This is a genomic window from Amycolatopsis sp. YIM 10, from assembly GCF_009429145.1.
Taxonomy (GTDB): domain Bacteria; phylum Actinomycetota; class Actinomycetes; order Mycobacteriales; family Pseudonocardiaceae; genus Amycolatopsis.
This window is the reverse complement of sequence record NZ_CP045480.1, coordinates 3,116,035-3,138,467: the sequence shown is the minus strand read 5'-3', so window position 1 is coordinate 3,138,467 and position 22,433 is coordinate 3,116,035. Positions and strand designations below refer to the sequence as shown.

The window sequence follows — 22,433 nt, the reverse complement described above, 5'->3', positions numbered from 1 at the left end:
GTGCGTTCATGCGACCAGGCTGCCCGAAGACGACCACGGGCGACAAACGGGACATTACCAGGTCAGCTAAAACAACTCGGTCAGCTATGATGACCGAGTGACCACCTCGCGATCCACCGACGAATCCGCCGCCGTCCCTGGCCAGAGCCGCGCGGAGGTCGACTACGAGCACATCGACGACGACGTGTGCCGCAGCTTCCAGCGCTCGGTCGAGATCGTGGGCAGGAAATGGACCGCCGCCGTGCTCATGGCGGCGATGCGGGGCGCCCGCCGGTTCGTCGACTACCGGGCACGCGTCACCGGGATCTCGAACCAGCTGCTCTCCCAGCGCCTCCGCGAACTCGAGAGCCACGACCTGATCGAGCGGGTCGTGGTGCCGACCACTCCGGTCCAGATCACGTACCGGCCCACCGAGCGAGGCGCGAGCCTGATGCGTGTCCTGCACCCGCTCATCGAGTGGAGCGTCAAAAACGAGTAGAGCCGGAACGCTTCGCCGTTTGACGTGGATTACCGTCTGGTGCAGGGTCGCGGAGCGGTCCGGCACCGATATCGCGCCAGGGATCATCCGTGAACGTCAGAAATTCGCGACGTTCCGGAGCACGGGCGTGACAGCGAAGCCGACCCCGCATCGGCAGCGCTGCGCCGGTGAACTCGCGGTCTGAAATGGTCGGCAGCTGTTCCGCGATCCGGTAGAGATCCCGTCATCTACGGCGACGACGCGGATGTGATGCAGGCGATGTTCGCCCGTTACGACGGCGCCGCACACCCGGCATTCCCACGATCCTGCACCACCCTTCCGGCCGGGCGCCGCCTCGGCATGTCGCGAGCTGTGAGGACGCCGCTGTCGCCCCGAGCCTGATTCCCGTGCGAGTCCCCGCTCAGGACACGAGCAGCTCAGGTGACAAGCACGACCTTCCCCCTGGGATGACCGCTTGCTACCAACTCGTGCGCGGCAGCGGCCTCGGACAGGGGGTACGTCCGGCTGATCGGAACTTCCAGCCGGCCCTGCGCCGCGAGTGGCAGCAAGGTCCGCCACGCCTCGGCCCGGATCTCGGTACCGGGGTCGGCTCCGGGCCCGCCCCCGATCAACCGGATCCCGGTACCCGCCTGGCCGAGCGCCACCGCTGAAACGATGTGCGCGGGAGCGGCGACCAGCTGCAGCGATGCCTCGATGGCCTCGTCCGTGCCCGCGGCGTCGAGCACACGGTCCACCCCGGACGGTGCGGCCGTCCGCAGCCGGTCGAGCAACCCGTCGCCGTAGTCGACGGGCACCGCGTTGTGCCGGCGCAGCAGCTCGTGACGGCTTTCGCTCGCCGTGCCGATGACCTTGACCCCGGCCGCGACGGCCAGTTGCACGGCGGTGAAGCCGACCATGCCGGAAGCGCCGTGGACAACAAGCGTGTCGCCTTCCCGCACGTTCAGCAGCGCCAGCGCGTGGACCGCCGTGCCTCCCGCGGCGAGCAGGCCGGCGGCGACTTCCCAGGACACTCCGGCCGGTTTGGGCACCACCACCCCCGCCGCGACCGTCACCTCGGTGGCGTACCCACCCCGCACCGAATGGGCGACGACTTCGTCCCCCACGGCCAGCGGTCCCGCCGGTCCGGTCGCACCTTCGCCGACGGCGCTGATCACCCCGGCGGCCCGCACCTCGATGGTCACCTCGCCGGCGCCAGGCGAAGGAACCTCACGGACCACTACGGACAGATTCTCCGGTCCACCGGATCCGGTGGCGACCACTGCTGTTGCCATATTCCCGGACAACTCCCGCCCCCGCGCCAAAATTCCGGCACGGAAGGACGGAATGGTCGTCCCGTTGCCCCGGACCGTTGTCACGGTGGCACCAGGCCCTACACGCCACAGTTGCTGGACGCGATCAGCCCGACCGGGCTCTATCGGGATGTCGTGTGGGGCATCACTGTCCTGGCCACGCAGATCGGGTTGATGGACAGGCCCTTCGATCCCTTCGAGGGGATCATCAAGGTGGTGAGTGGTGACTGGGCAGGACTTCGTGCCTGCGCCGATGTGTACACCAACATCGGCCTCGCCGTCGGCGACATGGCGGTGAACGTCCAATGGTCCGCGCAGCAACTCGACGAGTTCTGGAAAGGAAACGCGGCAGACAGCGCGCAAACGTACCTGTACGAACTCGCGAAGTCGTTGAAGTCCGCGCAGGCGCCCTTTCAGGAACTGGCCGATCACTACGTCCGTGCCGCGGACGGAGCCCATGAAGTCGGCGAACTGCTCGGTGCGCTGATGTGCGACCTTATCGATGCCGGGCTCGCGTTCATGGCCGGGCTTGAGGCGGCCGGCGCGTCCGCAGCCACCGTCGTGGGCGCTCCCGCCGCAGTGGTCATCGCCGAAGCAACACTGATGTATGAACTCGTCAAGATCGTCGAAATCATTTACACGGCTTCCAAAGCCGTCGATCTGGGATACGAATACATGCAAGCGCTCGAGGCGGGGATGAGCGGGCTCGGTATCGTGCTCGTGCCCGACAACATGCCCCGCCTGGACCCGAGCGGGCCCAGGTCCCTGCCCCGATGACCACGGAACGGACGAACGATGACCGATGACGCGTCCGAGCCGGCCGCGACCCGCTACCGTGGTCTTCTCGCCCAGCTCGAGACGACCACGATCGGTGCGGACCTCACCGACGAGAACCGATGGCGCCACCTTGTCTTCCAGCAGCTGCAGCACAACGAGAACCCGGTCCTCATGGAAGTCGGGCAGGAACTGGGTGCCGGAAACATCTCGCTGCGGGGCGCTGGTGAAGTGCCCGCGTACGCAGAAGCTTTGCGAGCCAGCCTCGATCGGCTGGCGGATCTCGACCTCGGCGCCATGTCAGATCGGCTCGAGACCTTCCTCGAAGCCCAGAAGAACCCTGGACGAACCCAGGCCACGTCGGCCGCTGATACGTCAGAGCAGGGTCCGGCCGATGACGACAGTTACACCGTCGTGATCACCGAGCGTGCTTGGTAGAAGGCCCGCTCCTCGATCAGCAGAGCGTCCCGCCAGGGCAAGACCGGACGGTCGTCGAGTAGCGCCACTCGTCGATTCTGTCCCCGTTACTAAAGGACCCCGCTACTGGGCCTGCCCCAGTAGCGCTCGCCAACCGAAAGCTGCCGATGACCTGTTTCAGCGGCCCGTGTGATCGCCTCGAGTACCCGGTGGCGATCGAGTGCGACCGCGAAATCCGGCGCATCGGCGGTTCCGTCGCGGAGGTCGGCGGCGAACTGGGCGTAGAGGCGGGCGACCCCCGCTGCGGGTGCGTCGAGTTGCAGGTCGGGAGCCGCATAAGCGGGGGGGACCTGTAGCACTTGGACAGGCTCGCTGCCGCGGCGCAGCGTGATGGTGAAATCGGTGAAATGGATGTAGCCCGACGCCGAGTCCACACGCACACTGCCCTCGGTGCCCTGGATCTCCCATACCATCGCCGAGCCGGCAGACTGCCCGGCACTGTAGTGCAGCGAAGTGACGATCCCGCCTTCGAGAACTCCGGCGACGACGATCTCATCCGGCGCGTCCTTCGGCAGCGACGCGCCATCGGAGAGGCGGACGCCGTCACCGCGCTGATTGGCGACGACGGCGGACAGACTCTCGAACGTGCCGAGCACGCGCGCAAGCGGTTCGAGCCCGTGGCCGAGCATGATGCTCAAAAGCGTGGCGCCATGCTTTGCCTGAGCCATGTACTCGACCGGCGGGTCATATCGGCCGACCCACATGTCGTCGGTCAAATGCGCTCGGATGCTCGTGCTGAGCGGCTTGCCAATCACGCCTTGCGCGATGAGGTCGCGAAGGAAAAGGATCGGCGGGTGCAGGCCGCCCTGCAGCCCGACAACCGTCCGCAGCCGCCGCTCGCGGGCAAACCCCTCCAGAGCTTCGGCCTCCGACAGGTTTCTTGCGAGCGGCCATTCGCAATAAACCATCTTGCCCGCGGCCAGCGCGTCGGAAACAATCTGCTGGTGCTCCGGCACCTTGACCGCAACCACCACCAGGTCGACCTCCGGTCGCACGACCAGAGCCTCATGTGTGTCGAAGGCGAGATCGGCGCCCAGCCGACGAGCGGTCGCGTTCGCGCTCTCCATACGAGTCGTACTGACGGCGCGGATCTGGAACGCGTCGAGCGCCTGCAGCGCCGGGACGTGAGCAATTCCACCCCAACCCCGATCGGCACTAGCCCCGATAAGGCCGACGCCGATCCGGGTATTTGCTGAATTCGTCATTAGGACGCTCCTGCCTTGTGCAGCCCCGGCAACGCTCTCCGGGCTGCGTCACGATGATTCGTTTCCGGACAACTGCGCGGGCACTCGGGCCCACCATGGCGAGCAAGCAATTATTGCCGTTCGCGTAGCGGCCGCGGGGTTTGAGCCCGAGTGACCCAAGCGCAGGTTTTACTTGTGAGCCCAGTGGGCCTCGAGTTCGCGCGCGACATCGGCCGGACGCTCAATCATCGGCCAATGCGAGCTGCGCAGCTTGAAGACGGCACGTGCGCGTGCGGCATTACCGAGCTCGTCGGCGAAGCGGTGCGGAAGAAACGGATCGTCCAGGCCCCAGATCACCAGCGCCGGTGCGGTCACGTTGCTCAAACCTGGCTTCCACTCCGCCCCGACCTCGATCGCCGAACGGTACAGAGCGAGAATGCTTGCCCTCATAGTGGCATCGAGATGCCGAACCGATTCGTTTGCCGCGTCGCGCGGCATCTGCGCCTCGATGAGGCTTGCCGCAAACTCCTCGAGGTCGAGGTCCGCCATCCATTGCTCGCCCTCGCCTGGCGTTTGCCAGATCTTGGCAAGATAGTGCCACGGATACTCCGGATCGATCGGCCCGCTGATTCCTGTCCACGTCCGCACCAGATCTGGCCGGACAGACGCGAGACGGCCCGTCAGCAGAGACCCCCAATCATGACCGACCAGGTCGACGGGTTCGCCGATTTCTTCGATCTTCTCAATAAGCCAATCGAGATACTCTTCTTTCGTCGACGTGAATCCCGCCGGTAGGGGTACGCCAAACCCGGGGAGATCGATCGTCACAATATCTTCGCGTTGAAGATAGGAACGGACGGTGTCCCAAAGCCGGTGGGTATCAGGTACACCATGGACGAGGACTGCAGGCATTTCTGATTCTCCAATTGATTGTTGTCGTGGCAGAATGGCCGGTCGGCCGCGTCAGGGAAGAAGGATGACTTTGCCGTGGGTGTGGCCCGTGGCGACGAGGCGATGGGCGTCCGCGGCCTCGTCGAGCGGGAAGCTCCGGCCGATGCGTGCGGTCCATGCACCGGCGGCGATCAGATCCAGGGCTTCCTGAACAGGGCCGCGGTCGCGATTCCCGCTGCCTCCCGGACTGAATGCGACACCGTACCGTGCGGCATCGCGGTCGGCGAGCGTCACGATCCGGTCCGGGCCGCCGAGAAGATCGACGAGGGCGGGAAGGAGTCCCTTGCCGGCGGTGTCGAGCGTGGCATCGACCCCGCCCGGAGCGGCGGCACGGATGCGATCGACCAGGCCCGGGCCGTGAGCGACAGGGATCGCACCGAGACTCCTGACGAAATCGGCGTTGGCAGTCCCGGCGACGCCGACAACCGTCACACCGCGCTGTCGCGCGAACTGCACGGCGGCGCCGCCCAGAGCACCGCTCGCGCCGGTGACCACGAGCGTGTCACCCGGGCGAAGATTCAGAAGCCCGAGCGCCCTCGCCGCGTTGTCAGCGCCGATGACGGTGGCCGCGGCCTCCTCGAAGGAAACGCCGTCGGGGATCGTCGCGAAGTTGCTGCTGACCGTGTACTCGGCGTAGGAGCCCTGGGTGGCGGAGTCCGGCCACCCGGCGACGCGGTCGCCGACCACGCCCTCGTCGATGCCCAGGCCGACCGCCTCGACGACGCCGGCGAACTCGAATCCGATGATGGCGGGAGCACGCAGGTGGAACGATCCGGCGCGTGCCTGGATCTCCGCCGGGTTCACCCCGGCGGCGTGAACCCGCGCCAGTACCTGACCCGGACCCGGCACCGGTCGCGGAGCCTCCGCAACCCGCAACACGGAGGGTTCGCCGAACGAGGTGATGACGGCGGCTTTCATGATGATCCTTCTCTTTCTCATGTCGAGCCGGCGGCACTTCCGCTGCGGCGCGCTTCGGCGTGCTCGCTCACCGAGGCCCGGTAGCGAGGTCACGTCCAGAGGTCCAGTTTGTTTATTCGGGACTGATCAGTACACAAGTAACGTACGCGGGCAGAGATTTATTCGCAAGCCCTCAACCGTGCGGGCAGGCGTCACGGCCCGGGGCGTCAGGCCTGGGTGTTCGCGCCGTCCTCGGCCCGCGCGAGCTCGATCGCCCGCGTCATGACATCGCGCTGCGAGGGGTTGTACAGCGTGCTCATCGCCTCGGCCAGAGCAGCCTGTGCGGCGTCGAGCGGCACGCTCATACGCCCAGAAGGATTCGTGAGCCACGGGTACTGGCGGAACACCGGCGCCAGCTCGGGGCGAAGCGCTCGGCCAGGCGGCCGCGGACGTCCTCGTCTGCGTCCGGCGGGAGGGCGTCGAACTCCTCGCCCGCCTCATCCGACCGGTCTGCCTCATCCAGCAGCATCTGCCGCATATCCGCCAAGGCACGACTGTCATACAGTGTCGCTGAAGCTCCAGGTCACGCCGAAGCGGTCGGTCAGCATCCCGAACCCGGCGCTCCAGGTGGAAGCGGCCAGTTACTCCACGATGACCGCATCCTGAACCGGGGCGTCCCCCGTCGCTTTCGTCGCGGGCACCTCGGCGGCGTTCATCACCGGAGCTGTGCTCACCATCGACGGCGGCTTGACCGCCTGACCCTTCGCGTTATCTGGACTGCCTGGTCCGTAAGGGGGCATAATGACTGCCATGCCCGTATCGCAGACCAAGCTGGGGCGACCCCGCGAGTTCGACCCCGACTACGCCCTCGAACAAGCCATGAGAGTGTTCTGGGCCAAAGGGTACGAAGGGGCGAGCCTGACGGACCTGACCGAGGCGATGGGCATCACTCGCAGCAGCATGTATGCGGCGTTCGGGAGCAAGGACGAGCTGTTCCGCCGAGCGGTCGAGCGGTACACGGAAGGCCCAGCCTCCTACGGAATCCGTGCACTGTCCGAGCCGACCGCACGCGAAGTCGCCGAGTCCATTCTTCGCGGCGCGGCCGCTGCCAGCACGAGTCGCGAGGCACCCCACGGATGCCTTGGCGTCCAGGCTGCGCTGTCCGCCGGCGAAAACGGGCTCACTGCCCAGAAGGTCCTCGTCGACTGGCGCCAAGATGGCGCTGCGCGCCTCGAGTCCCGATTTCTGCGTGCGCGGTCCGAGGGTGATCTGCCGGAGACCGAGGATCCGCGCACGCTGGCGGCCTACATCACGACGGTCGCGTACGGCATCGCCGTTCAGGCGGCGACGGGCAAGAGCGAGGCGGAACTGCGCCGGGTCGCTGATGTGGCGATGAACGCGGCGTCCTGGTCCCACGACTGAGACAGAAAGCCGTGGCCCAGCGGGGAGTACGGCACGAGTCCCGCACCCAGCACCTTGAGGGTGGGCAGCAGCTCCTCTTCCACGCCTCTCGTCCAGAGCGAGTACTCGGTCTGCACAGCGGTCACGGGGTGCACGGCATGCGCCCGACGCCGGGCACCAGCGCGCCGGGGAGAACAGGACCCCGCCGGTCCCGCTGCCCGTCCTGCAACCGCTGCTGGCGGCCTGCCTCTACCTGGTCGACACCATCGGGCCGCACCTCGTTGAGCTGCGCGAGGAGTTCCGCCGGGCCCCCGAGTGGGGCAGCGCGCCACCGGGACTGCTCACCGACACCGGCATCGCCCGGCTCACCGCCTTCCTCACCGGTCAGATCGAGGCGGGTCACGCCTTGCAGCGGCTGCCGCAGGCCGCGATTGACCGGCGCCTGGCCGACGGCTGGAGCCCGGCCGACCCGGTGCTGCCGGTCAACCTCAGCCCGCTGGGGCGTCAGCTCGGCTACGGCAAGCTGCTGCTGCTGCGCCACGTCGAGCAGATCCGGCCCCACCTCGAACACGCCGTCCGGGTGCTGGGGGTCGAGCATGCCTGGGGCCGCAACGCGGCACCAGTGGCCGGTGCGGACGGCGGCGAGCCCCGCGCCTGGACGCTTCCGGTGTCCTACCACAAGATCCGCGGCCTGGTCACCGCGGTCCGCACCGCCTGCCTGATCCTCACCGCGGCGGCCAGCGGCATGCGGACCAGCGAACTGCTGGAACTGCGGGTCGGCTGCCGACGGCCTCCCCTCACGATCACGGGCGGCGGCCAGCGCTTCCGCCTGGCCAGCAAGGTCATCAAGGGTCGACAGTTCGGCGGCGAGGACGACGAATGGGTTGTCGTCGCCGAGGTCGACCAGGCGATCGCGCTCGCCGAACGTCTCCACGGCGGCGACATCGGCGAGCCCGTGTTCGGCGCGATGGTCTTCCACACCAGCTACCCGCGGCTGCGGAACTGGATCAACGGCCCGGCCGGACAGCGACTCGGCCTGACGCCGATCCCCCGTCGGCCCGCTCAACCTGCGGATGCTGCGCCGCACGCTGGCGCAGGCACTCGCGCAACGCCCCGGCGGACTGCTCGCGGCGAAGATCCACCTCAAGCACGTGTCGACCGCCACCACCGAGGGCTACGCCAACCGCCCCGGCGGATCACAAGCCCTCTTCCACGCCGAAGTCCAGGAACTGGAAGAAGAACACCACCTCCGCCTGACCATCGACGCTTTCCGCCAGTTCCAAGCCGGGCGGCTTCCTGGCGGACCGGGGGCTCGCGACCTCATCGCGACGTTCACCCACGTCGACGACGCGCTGCGGGACAGGACACCGGCCGAGCCGTCGGTGCTGGACACCGACCGCCGCATCGAGAACCTGCTGCGCGCGCAGGCCGCGAGCCTGCACGTCGGCCCGGCCAACTACTGCTGGTTCCGCGACCCGTCCAAAGCGCTCTGCCTGCGACTGGCCGGGACCACAGAGGCGACACGGCCGCTGATCGGACTGTGCGACTCGGCCCGCTGCCCGCAGGCCACCCACCACGCCTGCCACCGACCGATCTGGGCCGAGCAGGCGGCCACCTTCCAAGCGTTCCTCGGCAACCCCAGAGTCCCCACGGGAGAGAAGACCCGGCTTCGGCGCGAGCACGACCGTGTCCAACGAGTGCTCGACAGCATCGACGAGGCCACCAGCACCGCTGGGAGCACACCCGCATGTCCTCCGGTTCCGACTGGCGAGCCCGACATATGCAGAAGTTAGGACTTACTGCGTGCGAAAAGAATCGCTTGCTGAGCATTCGCATCCGGGTCGAGCAGCATCTGAGCCTCGACCACGAATCCGGCATCGCGCAGCCAGGATGCCACCTGGTCAGGCTGACGGCGGTGGACATGGACCTTCATCGGGTGACCGCCATAGCCCTCCGTCATCAACCGCGACTCGTCGCCGACGTGAAACAGGAGCTGCAGCGGTCCGCCGGGACGCAATGCTCGGTGGAAGTGCCCGAACACAGTCGGCACCTCGTCGTCAGGGATGTGGATCAACGACTGCCAGGCGAGCAGGCCGGCCACCGAAGCGACGGGGAGGTCCAGGTCCGTCATCGAGCCCACCTCGAACCGCAGGCCGGGGTGGTCGCGCCGGGCCACGTCGATCATCCCAGGGGAGAGGTCGACACCGAAGGCGTCGACACCGAGCTCATGCAGGTGGGCGGTGACTTCACCGGGGCCGCAGCCGACGTCCGCGACCGGCCCGCCGCCAGCGATCCGCACGCTGTCGGCGAACAACGCCAGAGCCGCGCGCAGGTACTGGTGTCCGGCGAGGGCGCCGCGCACTTGGTCGGCATAGCTGACCGCGACCGTGTCATAAGAGGTTCGGGTGTCGGCCAACCAGTCATCCGTGGTCATGACCGGCACGATATTCCATGATCACGACCTCGTGGACGGCCGACGCAGAGAGACCGATCATCGGCCGCCAACTGGCCCAGAACTCCGCCACGTTTCCGCAGACCGCAATGCAGGAGAGCACATCATGCCGCTGACCACCGAACAGCGCCGCCGCAACGAGGCCAGCATCCGTGCTGCGATGGACCGCCTACTGCTGGGGCAGCTTCCAGCCCGCGGCGGTTGCGACCTCAAGACTCTCGCACGAGAGCCGGCGTCGCCAGAACGGGCTTCTACGCACGCACCGACCCGCAGGGCAACCAGCGGCCAGGGCCCTATCAGCACCTGGCCGAGGAGTTTCAGCGTCGGCTGGCCGATCTCCGCGAGGCGGGCACCGCCTCAGACCCGCGCGAACTCCAGATCACCAGGCTGAAAGACGAGAACGCCAAGCTCCGTGAACGCGTCCGGGAACGCGATGCACGGATCACCGAGCTCACCGAGTTCAAGGAGCGCGCGTTGTCACAACTCGCCGCGCAGCACGAAGAGATCCTCCGGCTTCGACAACGCGCCGACTCGCCGAACAACGTCCGCACCCTCCCCACCGCCAGGAAGTCGAGGATCACCGGACCATGCGTCTGAACGAAGACCTGTTCCAAAGGAGTACCGCGACACGACATCACCCACCCACCGACCGCAAGTCCGATCGTCTAACGTGGACGCACACGGCTCCGATGGGCTTCACTGGCTGGTCGCAACGTGACACGCTCACAACGGGACACGGCCACTGCCGCGACAACCGTCGCCAGCACACTGGCGAGTCGAGCAGATCATGCGAGCACTCGCCGCGCGGGGACTGTCCCTGCACGGATTCGGCGTCAAGATCACCGGACTCGCCCGCTACGCCGACGCCCTCGTCTCCAGCGACTCGACCTCGTGGAGCCTGCGCGGGCGGCACGTCCCGGGCTGCACGGCCAGCCATCGCAGCGAGTCCAACTGCCTCCGCTTCGCTCTCGCCTGGCACGACCGGCTCGTGTGCTCGCTCGATCCATCTGCCGCGAGCACAACTCGCGCGGCGTAATCGCCTCCGCTCAGATCTAGGAGTTCGTGTTATGCCCCCAAGCTCACTACGACGGTCCGGACATCACGCTGTTCACCGGCGATGCCGCCACCGTCCTCGCCGACCTACCCGACGAGTCTGTCGACTGCGTGGTCACCAGCCCTCCCTACTGGGGCCTGCGCGACTACGGAACCGCCCGCTGGAGCGGTGGTGCCCCGGCCTGCGCGCACCTCGCCGACGCCCGGCTTAGGCCCTCCGCTCGATGCCGCCGTTGCGGGGCACAGCGCGCCGACCAGCAACACGGTCTGGAATCCACCCCGCAGGACTACGTCGACCGCCTGCGGGCCGTGTTCCACGAGCTGTCGCGAGTCCTGGTCGACACCGGCACCGTGTGGTTGAACCTGGGCGACTCCTACGCCGCCGATCCCCCGGGCCGCACGGCTGACGGGATGCGAGCGAGCACCCTGGCCGGTCGCACCGCGGCGGCGCCGCTGCGAGAATCCGTTCGCCGCGCAGGGGTGCGGCGAACTCGGGCCCTCCCGCGCAAGAATCTCGTCGGCATGCCCTGGCGCGTGGCGTTCGCGCTGCAAAACGACGGGTGGATTCTGCGCAGCGCCATCATCTGGCACAAACCCAACGCCATGCCCGAGCCGGTACGCGACCGCGTGTCCACCCGGTACGAAATGGTGTTCATGCTGACCAAGCAGCAGCACTACTTCTTCAATCTCGACCCGATCCGGGAACCACTCGCCCGCCCACCCGCCCCCGCACGCCGGGTCGGTGGCAACGTGGACGGCAAGTACGCCCGCACCGCGCCCTTCTCCGGCAAGCGCCATGGCCAGGCGATGCGGCCCACCGGCACCCGACACACCGCGAGAAACCCGCGGGGCAGGAACCCCGGCGACGTCTGGTCCATCACCACCCGGCCACTCCGGGAAGCGCACTTCGCCGCGTTCCCGATCGATCTGCCGCTGCGCTGCATTACCGCCGGCTGCCCCGAAGGCGGCACCGTGCTCGACCCGTTCAGTGGTGCCGCGACCACCGGTATCGCCGCCCGGCAACTCGGCCGTTCCTACGTCGGGATCGACCTGAATCCGGAATTCCACGACATCGGATTGCGGCGGCTCGGCCTGCGCTCCACCAGCGGAAGGTCGGCAGCGTGACCGACGGAGCGGCCGGGCCCACCCGATCGGGGGCCTCCGGGCCGAGCACTTCTCCGACTACTCTTCCGGGCCCGCTCAAAGTCGGCGCGGCCAAGGGAAACGGCAAGGAAGGAGGAACTGTGGACGATCCCACCAGCACCCAGGCTTCGGATCTGCCCGCCGCGGTGCGGCAGCTCGCCGAAGCCGTCCACACCCTGGCCGCGGCTGCGCAGCGGGATCCGGACGCGTTGCTCACCGCGGAACAGGTCGGTGAGCTACTCGGCTTGTCACCGCGCACGCTGAAGGATCAGGCGGCGGCCCGGGTGTTTCCCGCACCGCAGGTTCGGCAAGCACTACCGGTTCAGCCGCGAGGACGTCGCCGAGATGGTGCGTCACGCCCGATGCGCGCCGCGCATCCCCGACAACTGGAAGGAGAAGAAATGGCCTACGGCGAGCTGATAGTCAGGGAACCGCCGTTGTGGAGGTGCCGATTCAAACTGCCCAACGGCACCTGGGGCAGCAAATCAGGGTTTCCCACGAAGGAGGCAGCAGAAGATTGGGGTGACGAGCAGGAAGACCAGATCCGGCGCAGCGTGTGGAGGGACCCGCGCGAGGGGGAGAAGCCGTTCGACGTCTTCGCCGAGGAGTGGTTCGCCGCGGTGAAACCACGGCTGGAACCAACGACCGTGGTGAAGTACCGATCCTACCTGGACAACCAGCTGCTACCGAAGTGGAAGGGGTGGCCGATGGTCGTGATCTACCACGACTACGTCGAGATCGAGAAGTGGCTGTCCAAGCTGGACGAGAACTACACCGAATCCTCCGTGGCCTCGTACTTCGCGCTGTTCTCCACCATCATGGGCGTCGCCGCTGACCGGGCGAAGATCATCCCCGGCAACCCTTGTCGAGGCGTACGGGTCGGCTCCGGCGACTACGAGGAGGAACGGCTCGTCGCCAGCCCGGTGCAGATCCTGCGGGCGGCGATGCGGCTTTACGAGCGCGGGCTCGGCCTCGGCGGGTTCACCCTCTGCCTGCTGGACGGCTACACCGGCGCCCGTTGGGGTGAGCTGGTCGGGCAGCAGCGCCACGAGTACGACCCAGAACGCCGCCGGATCCGGATCTGTGCGCCGCTTAAGGAGGTGAGCGGGAAAGTGTTCAAGGGCGGCAGCCTCGCCGCGCAATCCGGTGGAGCGACGTCACATCCCTCCCGGCGCGGCCGGGACGTCGGCGTGGCAAGGGGAAGAAGGGCCGGACCAAGACACCAGCCGGGACCCGATGGGTGGATCTGCCGCCGAGTATCGCGGTGTTCTACGAGGAATTGATGGACAGCCACCCCTACCCGTTCGTGCTGTGCACGCCCGAGGGCAAACCGTGGCGGCGGTCCAACTTCCGGAACCGGCACTGGCGGCCGGTCTGGGATGGAACCGATGGCGATCGGCAAGTCGCCCCGGCGATCTTGCCGGAGTTCACCTTCCATGAGGGACGTCACAGCCACGCCACCTGGCTCATCGAAGACAACATCCCCGAAGTCGCCCGACGAGCAAGGCTGGGGCAGAAGATGAAGGGCATCGCCCGTGTCTACGACCACATCACCCCGGAAATGGAACGGGCAGTCATCCAAGCACTCGAACGACGCTGGCTGAACTCGCTCAACGCCCTCCGGCCGACCGAGCGGACCAAGCTCGGCGAGTGGTTCCCCCACTTAAGGCAGACAAGGCCGGTGGGAGAGCTGGAATCGGCCCCGCGGACCGTCTCCATTGCACAAGTAAAGCCCCGTCCCTCATGAGGAGGAACAGGGCCTTGACCTGCGAAAACAAATGGTGCGCGATACTGGGATTGAACCAGTGACCTCTTCCGTGTCAGGGAAGCGCTCTCCCGCTGAGCTAATCGCGCGAGGTGGAGACGGGATTCGAACCCGTGTACACGGCTTTGCAGGCCGTTGCCTCGCCTCTCGGCCACTCCACCGTGTCAGGCCCGAGTAGGCCTTCCGAGCGGACGACGGGACTCGAACCCGCGACCCTCACCTTGGCAAGGTGATGCGCTACCAGCTGCGCTACGTCCGCATTTTCCCACTCGCTCGGGGTTTCCCTCGCTCGCGGTGTGTGAAGAACTCTAGCCGATGCCCCGGACCCCGGTTGCAGGGGGGTGGCCACAACCTGACCCAAGGCCGTGAACAGGGCGATCAGCTCAGGTCGTGGGGAATCAGGTGGGTCAGCGCGTCGTCGACGTCCACCCACAGGTGCTCGTTGCCGGGCAGCACCACGTCGTAGGTCCGGTCGAGGAAGTCGGCGAGTTCCTGGGCCGAGGCTTCGAACATGGCGTGCCCCGACGGCGAGTTCAGCTCGATCAGCACGGACTCGGGGTCCTCCACCGAAGGGCGGATCCGGACGTCCCCGTCGCCGGCGTCGGCGAGCAGGCCATCGGCGAGCAGGTCACGTGCGTACACCCACTCGACCCAACCGGCGCGGCCGGTCCGGAACGCGGCGACGACCGCGTACGGGTCGCGAGTGTCATAGCGCAGCTCCACCTTGACGGGGACTGCGGGCGTCCGCGGGGCCAGCAGGTCGAAGACCGCGGTCGAGCGGAGCGTCACGTGATCGTTTCGCATCGTCCTACCCTTCACTCCTCTCCCGGTCCAGGTTGACCGAGTCGCGACGTTGAGACGCACCTGGGCGCCGTGTCGCTCGCGGTTTTGCCGAAGATCACCCGTACGGGGTCATCGCGGCGGCCGCTCGCTCCATCATCACCCCTGGCCTCCGGGCCGTCGCACGCGCCCTGGCTGATCTCCCACGGGTCCATACTGCTCGGTTTGATCCCGGCGCGATAGCGCTGTCGCGCGAATGTCGGAAGTCACCTAGGCGCCGACAGCCGCGCAAGACCATCGCTACCACGTTGTTGTTCGCTCCGTGTCGGGCGATGAGCGGAACGTGGTGAGCCGGAACCACCCGTTTGGCCGGGCGGGATTCCGGCTAACGGGACCCCGGTGTGCGAGCCCCCCGCGGGGGTGCGCTAATGTGTTCACACACCGCAAGCGGGGCGATTAGCTCAGCGGGAGAGCGCTTCGTTCACACCGAAGAGGTCACTGGTTCGATCCCAGTATCGCCCACCGCCCACAGTAGCGAGTCAACGGCCTGTCGACACAGTTTGTCGACGGGCCGTTTTGCTTTTCGCGACCAGGATCACGCGCCTGGCCCCCGAATGTGTCCCGCGTCATGTCCACTCCCGACTGTCGTTGACTTATCGGAAGATATCTTCCTATAGTTGAGGCATGCCACGCCGGAAGCCGGGGAGCCTGCTGCCGCTCGAGACCGAGATCCTCGAGGCGGCCCTACGTTCGAAACAGCACACCTTCCACGGGTTCGCGCTGGCCCAGACCATGCGGGAACAACGTGGCTCGTCCTCGCTGACGAGCCACGGGACGCTCTACAAAGCCCTGGGCCGCCTGGAGGAATTCGGCCTGCTGACCTCCGAATGGGAGGACGCTGCGGCCGCCGAGGGCCGACCGCGCCGCCGGCTGTACGAGCTGACCGGGCGGGGTGTCCAGGTGGCCACCCGGGCCGCCGCCGAGCGGGCCGCCCAGCCGGTCACGCGCATCGCCCCGGAGCCCGCATGAACCCCGACCGCACGGCCGCGCTGGTACGCCGTTGGGCGCGGTTCTACACCCGCGGCCTCCCCGCACCGGTCGCCGAACGCCGGATCGCCGAGCTCGACGCCGATCTGCACGACCACCTCGCGTACGAACGCGCCGCCCGCACCGGCGGCACGCGGATCGCGCTCGGCCTGCTGTCGCGGATGATCCGCGGCCTGCCCGCGGACCTTTCCTGGCGGGGACAACACCTCCAGGACCGGTTCCCCACCGTGGAGGAAGCGATGAAGAAGCAGAAGAACGCCTATCGATCGGCTGTCGGTGTCGCACTCGCGGCCGCGTTGATCCTGCTGTGGGGCATGGGCGCGGTCGGCGTCATCGGCGTCGAGGGCGACCGCGCCGACCTGATGTACTTCGGCGTGCTCGCGGTCGGCGTCGCCGGTGCGTTCGTCGCGCGCTTCCGTCCAGCGGGCATGGCTCGCGCGCTGGTCGCCACGGCGGCAGCGCAGGCACTGGTCACCGCGATCGCGCTCCTCGCCGGGAAACACGAGTCCCCGGCCACCTCGATCGTCGAACTGGTCGGGCTCAACGGCTTCTTCGCGGCCCTGTTCCTCGGGTCGGCATGGCTGTTCCGGCGGGCAGAACCGAAGCAGCCGCCCGTTCTCCGTTGACCGGCGCCGCCGGAAAGCCCAGAGTTGCCCCATGAACCGGGCTCTCGCGGTGCTCACCGGCGGTGCGTTCCTCACGCTGGTGATCGGCGCGCTCGCTTCGCGTGAGGCCCTGTGGGCGATCCCGCTCGGCGCGGTGTTCACCGCACTCGGCACCGCCGGTTTCCTCTGGGTGCACCGGCGCGGGCAGCTCCGCTGGTCGATCGCGTACGTCGTGCTCCAGCTTCCGCTCGCCTACGCGGTGTTCATCTTCGATCCCGGTGTCGGTGCCACGCTCTTCTTCGTGGTGCTGGGGAGCCAGTGCGTGCTGCTGCTCCCCCGGGCAGGTACCGCGCTGGTGATCCTGCTCGTCCCGATGGCTCACGTCGGCATGGCCTGGCACGAGGCGCTGCGCGAAGGGATTGGCCTGTTCGCCTCGGTGCTGTTCGCCGCGGTCGTCACGGAACTGCTGCAACGGGAACAGAAGACGCGGCGTGAACTCGGCGAGGCGCACGAGCGCTTGCGCGACTACGCCGCGCAGGCGGAACGCCTTGCCACCGCACAGGAACGCAACCGCGTGGCCCGCGACATCCACGACGGACTCGGGCATTCGCTGACCGTGGTGCAGATGCAGGTGAAGGCCGCGAGGGCGGTGTTGCACGCCGACGCCGCCAAAGCCGACGCCGTGCTGGAGAAGGCACAGCAGCAGGCCGAAGCCGCGCTGGCCGACGTCCGCCGGTCGGTCAGCTCCCTGCGCGAGCCGCGGTCGATCCCGCCGTTGGCCGAAGCGCTGAACGCGCTGGCCGACGAAACCTCCGCGGCCGGAGTGCCCACCGGGGTCACGATTTCCGGCACCGAACGGCCGTTGTCCGACGAAGCCCGCGAGGCGCTGTACCGGACCGCCCAGGAGGGCCTGACCAACGTCCGCAAGCACGCCGCCGCCACCCGTGCCGAACTCGCGCTGGACTACACCGACGGCAAGGTCCGCCTGTCCGTCCACGACGACGGGACCGGTGTCGTGGACGGGCGGACGCCGGGCTTCGGCCTGCTGGGACTGCGCGAGCGGGCGGCGGGGCTCGGCGGGCGGCTGACCTTCGAGCCCGGCTCCGGGAAAGGCAGTGAACTGAGCATGGAGGTTCCGGAATGAGCGTGGTCCGCGTGGTGCTCGTGGACGATCAGGCGCTCTTCCGCGAGGCGCTGGCGACCCTGCTGGCCACTCGCGACGACGTCGAGGTGGTCGGCGAGGCGGGCAACGGTGAGGAGGCGCTGCGGCGGGCCGCCGAACTCTCCCCCGACGTCGTGCTGATGGATCTGCGCATGCCCGTGCTGGACGGCGTCGCGGCCACGCGGCGGTTGCGCGTCGAGCACCCGGGCGTCCAGGTCATCGCATTGACCACGTTCGACGACGACGAGGACGTGTTCGCCGCGTTGCGCGCCGGAGCGGTCGGTTACCTGCTCAAGGACGTGTCCTCGGCGCGGCTGGTGGAGGCGGTGCTGGCCGCCGCGCGCGGTGAGTCGGTGTTGCAGCCGTCGGTCGCGGCGAAGGTGGTGGCCCGGTTCGCCCAGCTGCCCGAAGCGACCCCCGAGCCCTCTCCGCAGCCGCTGGTCGTGCCACTGTCGGATCGCGAACTGGAAGTGCTGCGCCTGCTGTCCGACGGTCACAGCAACCGGGAGATCGCCGCTTCGCTGTTCCTCGCCGAGGGCACGGTGAAGAACCACGTGACCAACGTGCTGGCCAAGCTGGGCGCCCGCGACCGCACCCAGGCCGCCCTGCGCGCCCGCGCCCTGGGCCTGCTCTGAGCCGGGGTCATGCCACGGCATGACCCTGATCCATGACCTCCGGCACCTGGCAACGGGACCCGGAACGGCGATTCTCGACCGCGACAGTTTCACCGCGAATCGGGAGGTCCCGTCATGACAACCGCAGCGCACGATCGCAGCCGCACCCGCAAGCTGGCCCGCTTCACCGGGCACTACCTGGAAATGGTCGTCGCCATGCTGGTCGGCATGTTCGCGCTGGCCCCGTTGTGGCCCGAGGCGTGGGTGGTCAGACCGGACGTGGCCGCGCTCGTGATGGCTTTCGACATGACCGTGGCGATGGTGCTGTGGATGGCCATCCGGCGGCATTCCTGGCCGCGGATCTGGGAGATGGCCGCGGTGATGGTCCTGCCGTTCGCCGCGCTGCTGGTGCCGTACTGGTTCGGCCTGCTGTCCGGTTCGGCGGTGATGGTCGCCGGGCACGTCATCATGTTCCCGTTGATGCTGGCCGCCATGGTGTGGCGCCGCGCCGAGTACTGGCACTGAAGCCGTGCGCGCCTTTCTCAAGCGCGGCCTCGGTGTGCTCGCCGTGGTGGTCGCCGTACTGCTGGTCCCGGCCGCCGGGGCGACCGTTTCGGCCCTGTCGGCGTTCGACGCGCTCTACGCCCCGGGTCCGGAGCGGGCCGTCCCCGCGGCGGCACCGCTCCCCCACGATCCCGCCAAGCCCACCGCCGTGGTCGTCGTCGGCGACAACGGCGCGGTGGTCTCGGATGTCCTTGCGCCGTACGAAGTTCTCGCCGCCACCGGCCGGTTCAACCTCTACACGGTGGCCTCGCAGCGCCGTCCCGTGCCGTTGACCGGCGGGCTCGACCTGGTGCCCGACCTCACCTTCGCCGACCTCGCGGCCAGGACGCCCGCGGCCGATCTGGTGGTGGTGCCCGCGCTGCCCGACGTCGGTGAGCCCAGCACGGCTCCGGTCACGGACTGGTTGCGCGCGCAGGCCGCCGGTGGCGCGCAACTGCTGAGCGTGTGCAACGGTTCTGGCGTGCTCGCCTCGTCGGGTCTGCTCGACGGGCGGCCCGCCACCTCGCACTGGCTGCGGATCGGTCAGTTCGAAAGCGACTACCCCGGGGTGAAGTGGGTGCGGGGACAGCGTTTTGTCGACGACGGTGACATCGTCTCCACCGCGGGCATCCTGTCCGGCGTCGACGGCACGCTGCACGTGATCGGCCGGATGATCGGGCCCGACGCGGCCAGGGCCGCGGCCACGGCGGTCGGCTGGGGCTACGCCGATCCGACGGTGACGCCCGAAGCCGGGATGCCGGACCCGGTCGCGATCGTCAACGCGGGGTTCACCTGGAACCCGCCGGAGATCGGCGTGCTGCTCACCGACGGCACCGGTGAGATCGAGCTGGCCTCGGTCTTCGACGTGCACGGCGGCCAGGCCCTCGCCGCCCGGACACTGGCGCTGAGCGGCGACGGCGGCCCGATCCGCTCGCGGCACGGGCTGACCTTCCTGCCACGGGCCGGCCTGGCCGATGCCGCGCCCCGGCTGGACCGCTTGCTCGTGCCCGGTGCCGCCGCCCAGGACGTGACCACCAACGGTCCGGAACCCGAATACGTGCACCGCCGGCCCGGATTCGCCTACGAGGCCACCGTGCGCGACCTCGCGAGCAGCACCGATGTCGCGACCGCCCGGTGGACGGCGAAGGTGCTGGAACTGCCCGCGGACGACCTGGTCCTCGATGGACCGGCGTGGCCGTGGACGCTCACCCTGGTGCCCGTGCTGCTCGTCGCGCTGGGCGGGGCGGCGGTGTGGGGGATCCGGAAGTGGTTCGTCCAAAACAGACGCTGATCTCTCTCCGGTGTCCAATTTATAGCGCACCCCGGGGCTTGCGGCAAGACCCAGGGCGTGCCGCAGAATCCTCCGCCGAAGCGAAAAATCCGCGGAAAACGGGAGAAACTGAGTGAACAACTCCGACGTGATCGTCGTGGGCGCCGGCCCGGCCGGGCTGATGCTGGCCGCGGAACTGCGCCTGGCCGGGGTGCGGCCGCTGGTGCTGGAGCGGCAGCCGACGCCGCGGCACACGCAGAAGGCCCACGGCCTCAGCGGGCAGATCCTGCACCTCCTGCGTTACCGCGGCATCCTGGACCGGTTCGAGGCGGCCACCACCGACCCCGTTCCGCCGCCCCGGTTCCCGTACGGCGGGGTGCACCTGGACCTGACGCGCCTGGTGGATCCGCCGCTGGGGGCGCTGCCGCTGCGGCAGCACCGCCTGGAGCAACTGCTCGCCGAACGCGCCGTCGAACTCGGCGCCGAGATCCGCCGCGGTCACGAAGTGGTGAGGTTGAGCCAGGACGAAGACGTGGTGACCGCGGAGGTGCGCGGTCCGGACGGCACGTACGAGGTGACCGCGCGCTACCTGGTCGGCTGCGACGGCGGGCGCAGCCGGATCCGCGAAATGGCCGGGATCCCCTTTCCCGGCACCACCTATCCGGAGGTCAACCGGATCGCGGAGGTCCGCGTGCACGAGTCGGTGACCGTGCTGGAGAACGGCGATCTCGAAGCTCCTGGACTCCGCGTCCGCGCGGGGTACACGCGCACGGATCGCGGGGTGTTCGCGGTCGGCTCGCTCACGCCGGGGGTGCTGATGATGCAGACGACCGAAGAAGATCCGTCCGAAGTGGACAACGACGAACCGATGCCGCTGGAGGAAATGCGGGAGAGCATCCGGCGCGTGCTGGGCGCGGACCTGCCGCTGGGCGAAGTGACCCGGTTGTCGCGCTACCAATTCCAGGCCCGTCAGGCCGAGCGGTACCGCGATGGGCGCGTGCTGCTCGCGGGCGACGCGGCCCACCTGCTGCCCGCCACCGGGGTGGCGCTCAACGCGGGCATGCTGGATTCGGTCAACCTCGCCTGGAAGCTGGCCGCCGAAGTCCAGGGCCGGGCACCGGACGGTCTGCTGGACACCTACCACGCCGAGCGCCACTACGCCGGTGCCCGCGCGCTGCTCCAGACGCAGGCCCAGGTGGCGCTGAGGCGCGGTCAGGACGCCGCGGGCGAGGCGCTGCGGGCGGTCTTCCAGGAACTGCTCGCCGACGAGCAGCCCGCTCGCCGCCTCGGCGCGCTGGTCGCCGGGGCGGACCTTCGCTACCCGACGGGTGACGGGCACCCGCTGACCGGCACCTTCGCGCCCGACCTTGTCCTGCACACCGATCAGGGCACCACCAGCGTCGCGGAACTCCTGCACGCCGCCCGGCCGGTCCTGCTCGATCTCGCCGGTCGTGACGACCTCCGTGAGATCGCCGGTGGCTGGGCCGACCGCGTGGACGTGCGCACCGCGAAGGCCGACGACCGCCCGGCCGACGCGCTGCTGATCCGCCCGGACGGCCACCTCGCCTGGGTGGGTGGTGAACCCGAGTCACTGCGGGACGCGCTGACCACCTGGTTCGGCGAGGTCAGCGGCTAGGCACTGTCCGGTGAGCTGGTCGATGGGCTTCGCGCCCAGCTGGTTCCCGCGTTCGTGGGGCAGCTGGCCGGCCACCATCGCGGTGAGCGCGAGCGCGAAGCCGGCCAGCTGCACCGGGCCGAGTTCCTGGCCGAGCACCAGTGCGCCGAGCAGCGCGGCGACCATCGGGGAGAGCAGGCCCAGCACGGCGACCGAGGTGACCGGCAGGAGGCTGATGCCGCGGAACCACAGCACGTAGGCCAGCAGGCCGCCGACCAGCCCGAGCCAGAGGTACCCGGCCGCGGCGGGCAGGTCGATCGCCGGGGGCGCGCCTTCGACGGCGAAGGTGACCGGCACCAGGAACAGCCCGCCCGCGGTCAGCTGCCAGCCGGCGAACGCGGTGGGGCCGACCCCGGCCGGGCGGCCCCAGCGCTTGGTCAGCGTGACACCCAGCGCCATCGCGAACGCCCCGCCGAGCCCGGCGAGCACGCCGACGGCGTCGAATCCGGCGGCCGGGCCGAGCACCACCAGCCCGACCCCGGCCACCCCGGCCAGCCCCCAGGCGAATCGGGCCGCCGACGGCCGCTGGTGCAGCACGCCGACCGCCAGCAGCGCGACCACGAGCGGCTGCCCGGCGCCCAGCGTCGCCGCGACCCCGCCGGGCAGCCGTTCCGCGGCGGTGAACAGCAATGGGAAGAACAGGCCGATGTTCAGCACGCCGAGCGCCGCCGCCCGCCACCACCAGGCACCGCGCGGCAGCGTCCGGGTGAGCGCCAGCGCGATCAGCCCGGCGGGCAGCGCGCGCATCAGGCCCGCGAACAACGGGTGGCCCGACGGCAGGAGTTCCGTGGTCACGACGTAGGTGGTGCCCCACACGGCGGGCGCGAAGGCGGTCAGCGCGATGCGGGGCAGGGTCCCGGAAGCAGTCAGCGT

The 22,433-nt window shown here is 68.8% G+C and carries 26 protein-coding genes, 4 tRNA genes and 1 pseudogene; 18 read left to right on the top strand and 13 right to left on the bottom strand.

The annotated features are described in order from the left end of the window. Positions 1-97: 97 nt before the first annotated feature. On the top strand, positions 98-478 hold the full coding sequence (locus YIM_RS15415; protein WP_153031011.1) for a helix-turn-helix domain-containing protein: 381 nt from the start codon (positions 98-100) through the stop codon (positions 476-478). Positions 479-894: 416 nt separating this feature from the next. On the opposite strand, the gene YIM_RS15410 is transcribed toward YIM_RS15415, so the two are convergent. Beyond that, positions 895-1,695: an NADP-dependent oxidoreductase gene (locus tag YIM_RS15410; protein WP_228004746.1), complete on the bottom strand. Its 801-nt coding sequence runs from the start codon at positions 1,693-1,695 to the stop codon at positions 895-897. 165 nt (positions 1,696-1,860) lie between these two features. Here YIM_RS15410 and YIM_RS15405 point away from each other — a divergent pair, with 165 nt between their 5' ends. Both YIM_RS15405 and YIM_RS15400 read left to right on the top strand, forming a co-directional pair. Further along, on the top strand, positions 1,861-2,544 hold the full coding sequence (locus YIM_RS15405; protein ID WP_153031010.1) for a hypothetical protein: 684 nt from the start codon (positions 1,861-1,863) through the stop codon (positions 2,542-2,544). A gap of 18 nt (positions 2,545-2,562) precedes the next feature. Further along, positions 2,563-2,979 (top strand): hypothetical protein, encoded by a 417-nt coding sequence (locus YIM_RS15400; protein ID WP_153031009.1) that lies wholly within the window; start codon positions 2,563-2,565, stop codon positions 2,977-2,979. Between the two features lie 89 nt (positions 2,980-3,068). On the opposite strand, the gene YIM_RS15395 is transcribed toward YIM_RS15400, so the two are convergent. From YIM_RS15395 to YIM_RS15380, 4 genes are all read right to left on the bottom strand, one after another. After that, on the bottom strand, positions 3,069-4,223 hold the full coding sequence (locus YIM_RS15395) for a Gfo/Idh/MocA family protein (protein ID WP_153031008.1): 1,155 nt from the start codon (positions 4,221-4,223) through the stop codon (positions 3,069-3,071). Positions 4,224-4,391: 168 nt separating this feature from the next. Beyond that, the gene (locus YIM_RS15390) at positions 4,392-5,114 is read right to left on the bottom strand and encodes an alpha/beta fold hydrolase (protein ID WP_153031007.1); all 723 of its coding nucleotides are present in this window, start codon (positions 5,112-5,114) and stop codon (positions 4,392-4,394) included. 51 nt (positions 5,115-5,165) lie between these two features. Continuing rightward, a complete protein-coding gene (locus YIM_RS15385; protein WP_153031006.1) occupies positions 5,166-6,071 on the bottom strand; it encodes an NADP-dependent oxidoreductase in 906 nt (301 codons plus the stop codon). A gap of 206 nt (positions 6,072-6,277) precedes the next feature. Beyond that, positions 6,278-6,415 (bottom strand): hypothetical protein, encoded by a 138-nt coding sequence (locus tag YIM_RS15380; RefSeq protein WP_153031005.1) that lies wholly within the window; start codon positions 6,413-6,415, stop codon positions 6,278-6,280. 436 nt (positions 6,416-6,851) lie between these two features. Between YIM_RS15380 and YIM_RS15370 the strand changes: the two genes are divergently transcribed. After that, a complete protein-coding gene (locus YIM_RS15370; RefSeq protein WP_228004745.1) occupies positions 6,852-7,472 on the top strand; it encodes a TetR/AcrR family transcriptional regulator in 621 nt (206 codons plus the stop codon). Here YIM_RS15370 and YIM_RS15365 read toward each other — a convergent pair. Both YIM_RS15365 and YIM_RS48590 read right to left on the bottom strand, forming a co-directional pair. Next, positions 7,472-7,621, bottom strand: a pseudogene (locus YIM_RS15365) (aldo/keto reductase); the annotation flags it as partial. The gene YIM_RS15370 and the pseudogene YIM_RS15365 overlap by 1 nt on opposite strands. Further along, positions 7,594-8,430 carry a hypothetical protein gene (locus YIM_RS48590; protein ID WP_194240399.1) on the bottom strand — a complete coding sequence of 279 codons (837 nt, stop codon included), beginning with the start codon at positions 8,428-8,430 and terminating at the stop codon, positions 7,594-7,596. The gene YIM_RS48590 and the pseudogene YIM_RS15365, both read right to left, overlap by 28 nt. 94 nt (positions 8,431-8,524) lie before the next feature. Here YIM_RS48590 and YIM_RS15360 point away from each other — a divergent pair, with 94 nt between their 5' ends. Continuing rightward, a complete protein-coding gene (locus YIM_RS15360; protein ID WP_153031004.1) occupies positions 8,525-9,244 on the top strand; it encodes a hypothetical protein in 720 nt (239 codons plus the stop codon). On the opposite strand, the gene YIM_RS15355 is transcribed toward YIM_RS15360, so the two are convergent. Then, the gene (locus YIM_RS15355) at positions 9,241-9,885 is read right to left on the bottom strand and encodes a class I SAM-dependent methyltransferase (protein ID WP_153031003.1); all 645 of its coding nucleotides are present in this window, start codon (positions 9,883-9,885) and stop codon (positions 9,241-9,243) included. The two genes, YIM_RS15360 and YIM_RS15355, sit on opposite strands and share 4 nt — an antisense overlap. A gap of 219 nt (positions 9,886-10,104) precedes the next feature. On the opposite strand from YIM_RS15355, the gene YIM_RS15350 reads away from it, so the two are divergent. The 5 genes from YIM_RS15350 (at position 10,105) to YIM_RS49125 (ending at position 13,846) form a co-directional block, all read left to right on the top strand. Further along, on the top strand, positions 10,105-10,500 hold the full coding sequence (locus YIM_RS15350; protein WP_228004744.1) for a hypothetical protein: 396 nt from the start codon (positions 10,105-10,107) through the stop codon (positions 10,498-10,500). A gap of 190 nt (positions 10,501-10,690) precedes the next feature. After that, positions 10,691-10,939 (top strand): hypothetical protein, encoded by a 249-nt coding sequence (locus YIM_RS15345; RefSeq protein WP_228004743.1) that lies wholly within the window; start codon positions 10,691-10,693, stop codon positions 10,937-10,939. A gap of 26 nt (positions 10,940-10,965) precedes the next feature. After that, positions 10,966-12,081 carry a site-specific DNA-methyltransferase gene (locus tag YIM_RS15340; protein ID WP_194240162.1) on the top strand — a complete coding sequence of 372 codons (1,116 nt, stop codon included), beginning with the start codon at positions 10,966-10,968 and terminating at the stop codon, positions 12,079-12,081. A gap of 119 nt (positions 12,082-12,200) precedes the next feature. After that, the gene (locus YIM_RS49130; RefSeq protein ID WP_228004742.1) at positions 12,201-13,382 is read left to right on the top strand and encodes a hypothetical protein; all 1,182 of its coding nucleotides are present in this window, start codon (positions 12,201-12,203) and stop codon (positions 13,380-13,382) included. Further along, positions 13,340-13,846: a hypothetical protein gene (locus tag YIM_RS49125; protein ID WP_228004741.1), complete on the top strand. Its 507-nt coding sequence runs from the start codon at positions 13,340-13,342 to the stop codon at positions 13,844-13,846. The genes YIM_RS49130 and YIM_RS49125 overlap by 43 nt, the downstream gene beginning before the upstream one ends. A gap of 32 nt (positions 13,847-13,878) precedes the next feature. Here YIM_RS49125 and YIM_RS15325 read toward each other — a convergent pair. The 4 genes from YIM_RS15325 to YIM_RS15310 all read right to left on the bottom strand — a co-directional run bounded on the left by YIM_RS15325 (position 13,879) and on the right by YIM_RS15310 (position 14,668). Then, positions 13,879-13,953, bottom strand: a tRNA-Val gene (locus tag YIM_RS15325). Between the two features lies 1 nt (position 13,954). Continuing rightward, positions 13,955-14,025, bottom strand: a tRNA-Cys gene (locus YIM_RS15320). A gap of 25 nt (positions 14,026-14,050) precedes the next feature. After that, positions 14,051-14,123, bottom strand: a tRNA-Gly gene (locus YIM_RS15315). A 119-nt stretch (positions 14,124-14,242) separates the two neighbouring features. After that, the gene (locus YIM_RS15310; RefSeq protein ID WP_153031002.1) at positions 14,243-14,668 is read right to left on the bottom strand and encodes an SsgA family sporulation/cell division regulator; all 426 of its coding nucleotides are present in this window, start codon (positions 14,666-14,668) and stop codon (positions 14,243-14,245) included. Positions 14,669-15,094: 426 nt separating this feature from the next. On the opposite strand from YIM_RS15310, the gene YIM_RS15305 reads away from it, so the two are divergent. The 8 genes from YIM_RS15305 to YIM_RS15270 all read left to right on the top strand — a co-directional run bounded on the left by YIM_RS15305 (position 15,095) and on the right by YIM_RS15270 (position 21,521). Beyond that, a tRNA-Val gene (locus YIM_RS15305) sits at positions 15,095-15,166 on the top strand. Positions 15,167-15,328: 162 nt separating this feature from the next. Beyond that, positions 15,329-15,673: a PadR family transcriptional regulator gene (locus YIM_RS15300; protein ID WP_153031001.1), complete on the top strand. Its 345-nt coding sequence runs from the start codon at positions 15,329-15,331 to the stop codon at positions 15,671-15,673. Then, positions 15,670-16,317, top strand: coding sequence for a hypothetical protein (locus tag YIM_RS15295; RefSeq protein WP_153031000.1), 648 nt, complete (start codon positions 15,670-15,672; stop codon positions 16,315-16,317). The genes YIM_RS15300 and YIM_RS15295 overlap by 4 nt, the downstream gene beginning before the upstream one ends. A 31-nt stretch (positions 16,318-16,348) precedes the next feature. Beyond that, on the top strand, positions 16,349-17,440 hold the full coding sequence (locus YIM_RS15290; protein ID WP_153030999.1) for a sensor histidine kinase: 1,092 nt from the start codon (positions 16,349-16,351) through the stop codon (positions 17,438-17,440). After that, positions 17,437-18,093, top strand: coding sequence for a response regulator transcription factor (locus tag YIM_RS15285; RefSeq protein ID WP_153030998.1), 657 nt, complete (start codon positions 17,437-17,439; stop codon positions 18,091-18,093). Before YIM_RS15290 ends, YIM_RS15285 begins: the two co-directional genes overlap by 4 nt. Before the next feature lie 114 nt (positions 18,094-18,207). Beyond that, positions 18,208-18,597: a hypothetical protein gene (locus YIM_RS15280; protein WP_153030997.1), complete on the top strand. Its 390-nt coding sequence runs from the start codon at positions 18,208-18,210 to the stop codon at positions 18,595-18,597. 4 nt (positions 18,598-18,601) lie between these two features. After that, positions 18,602-19,906, top strand: a complete 1,305-nt coding sequence (locus YIM_RS15275) for a DJ-1/PfpI family protein (RefSeq protein ID WP_153030996.1) — start codon at positions 18,602-18,604, stop codon at positions 19,904-19,906. A gap of 112 nt (positions 19,907-20,018) precedes the next feature. After that, positions 20,019-21,521, top strand: coding sequence for an FAD-dependent oxidoreductase (locus YIM_RS15270; RefSeq protein WP_153030995.1), 1,503 nt, complete (start codon positions 20,019-20,021; stop codon positions 21,519-21,521). Here the strand turns inward: YIM_RS15270 and YIM_RS15265 are convergent. Further along, the gene (locus YIM_RS15265; RefSeq protein WP_228004993.1) at positions 21,474-22,430 is read right to left on the bottom strand and encodes an EamA family transporter; all 957 of its coding nucleotides are present in this window, start codon (positions 22,428-22,430) and stop codon (positions 21,474-21,476) included. The two genes, YIM_RS15270 and YIM_RS15265, sit on opposite strands and share 48 nt — an antisense overlap. Between the last annotated feature and the right edge of the window lie 3 nt (positions 22,431-22,433).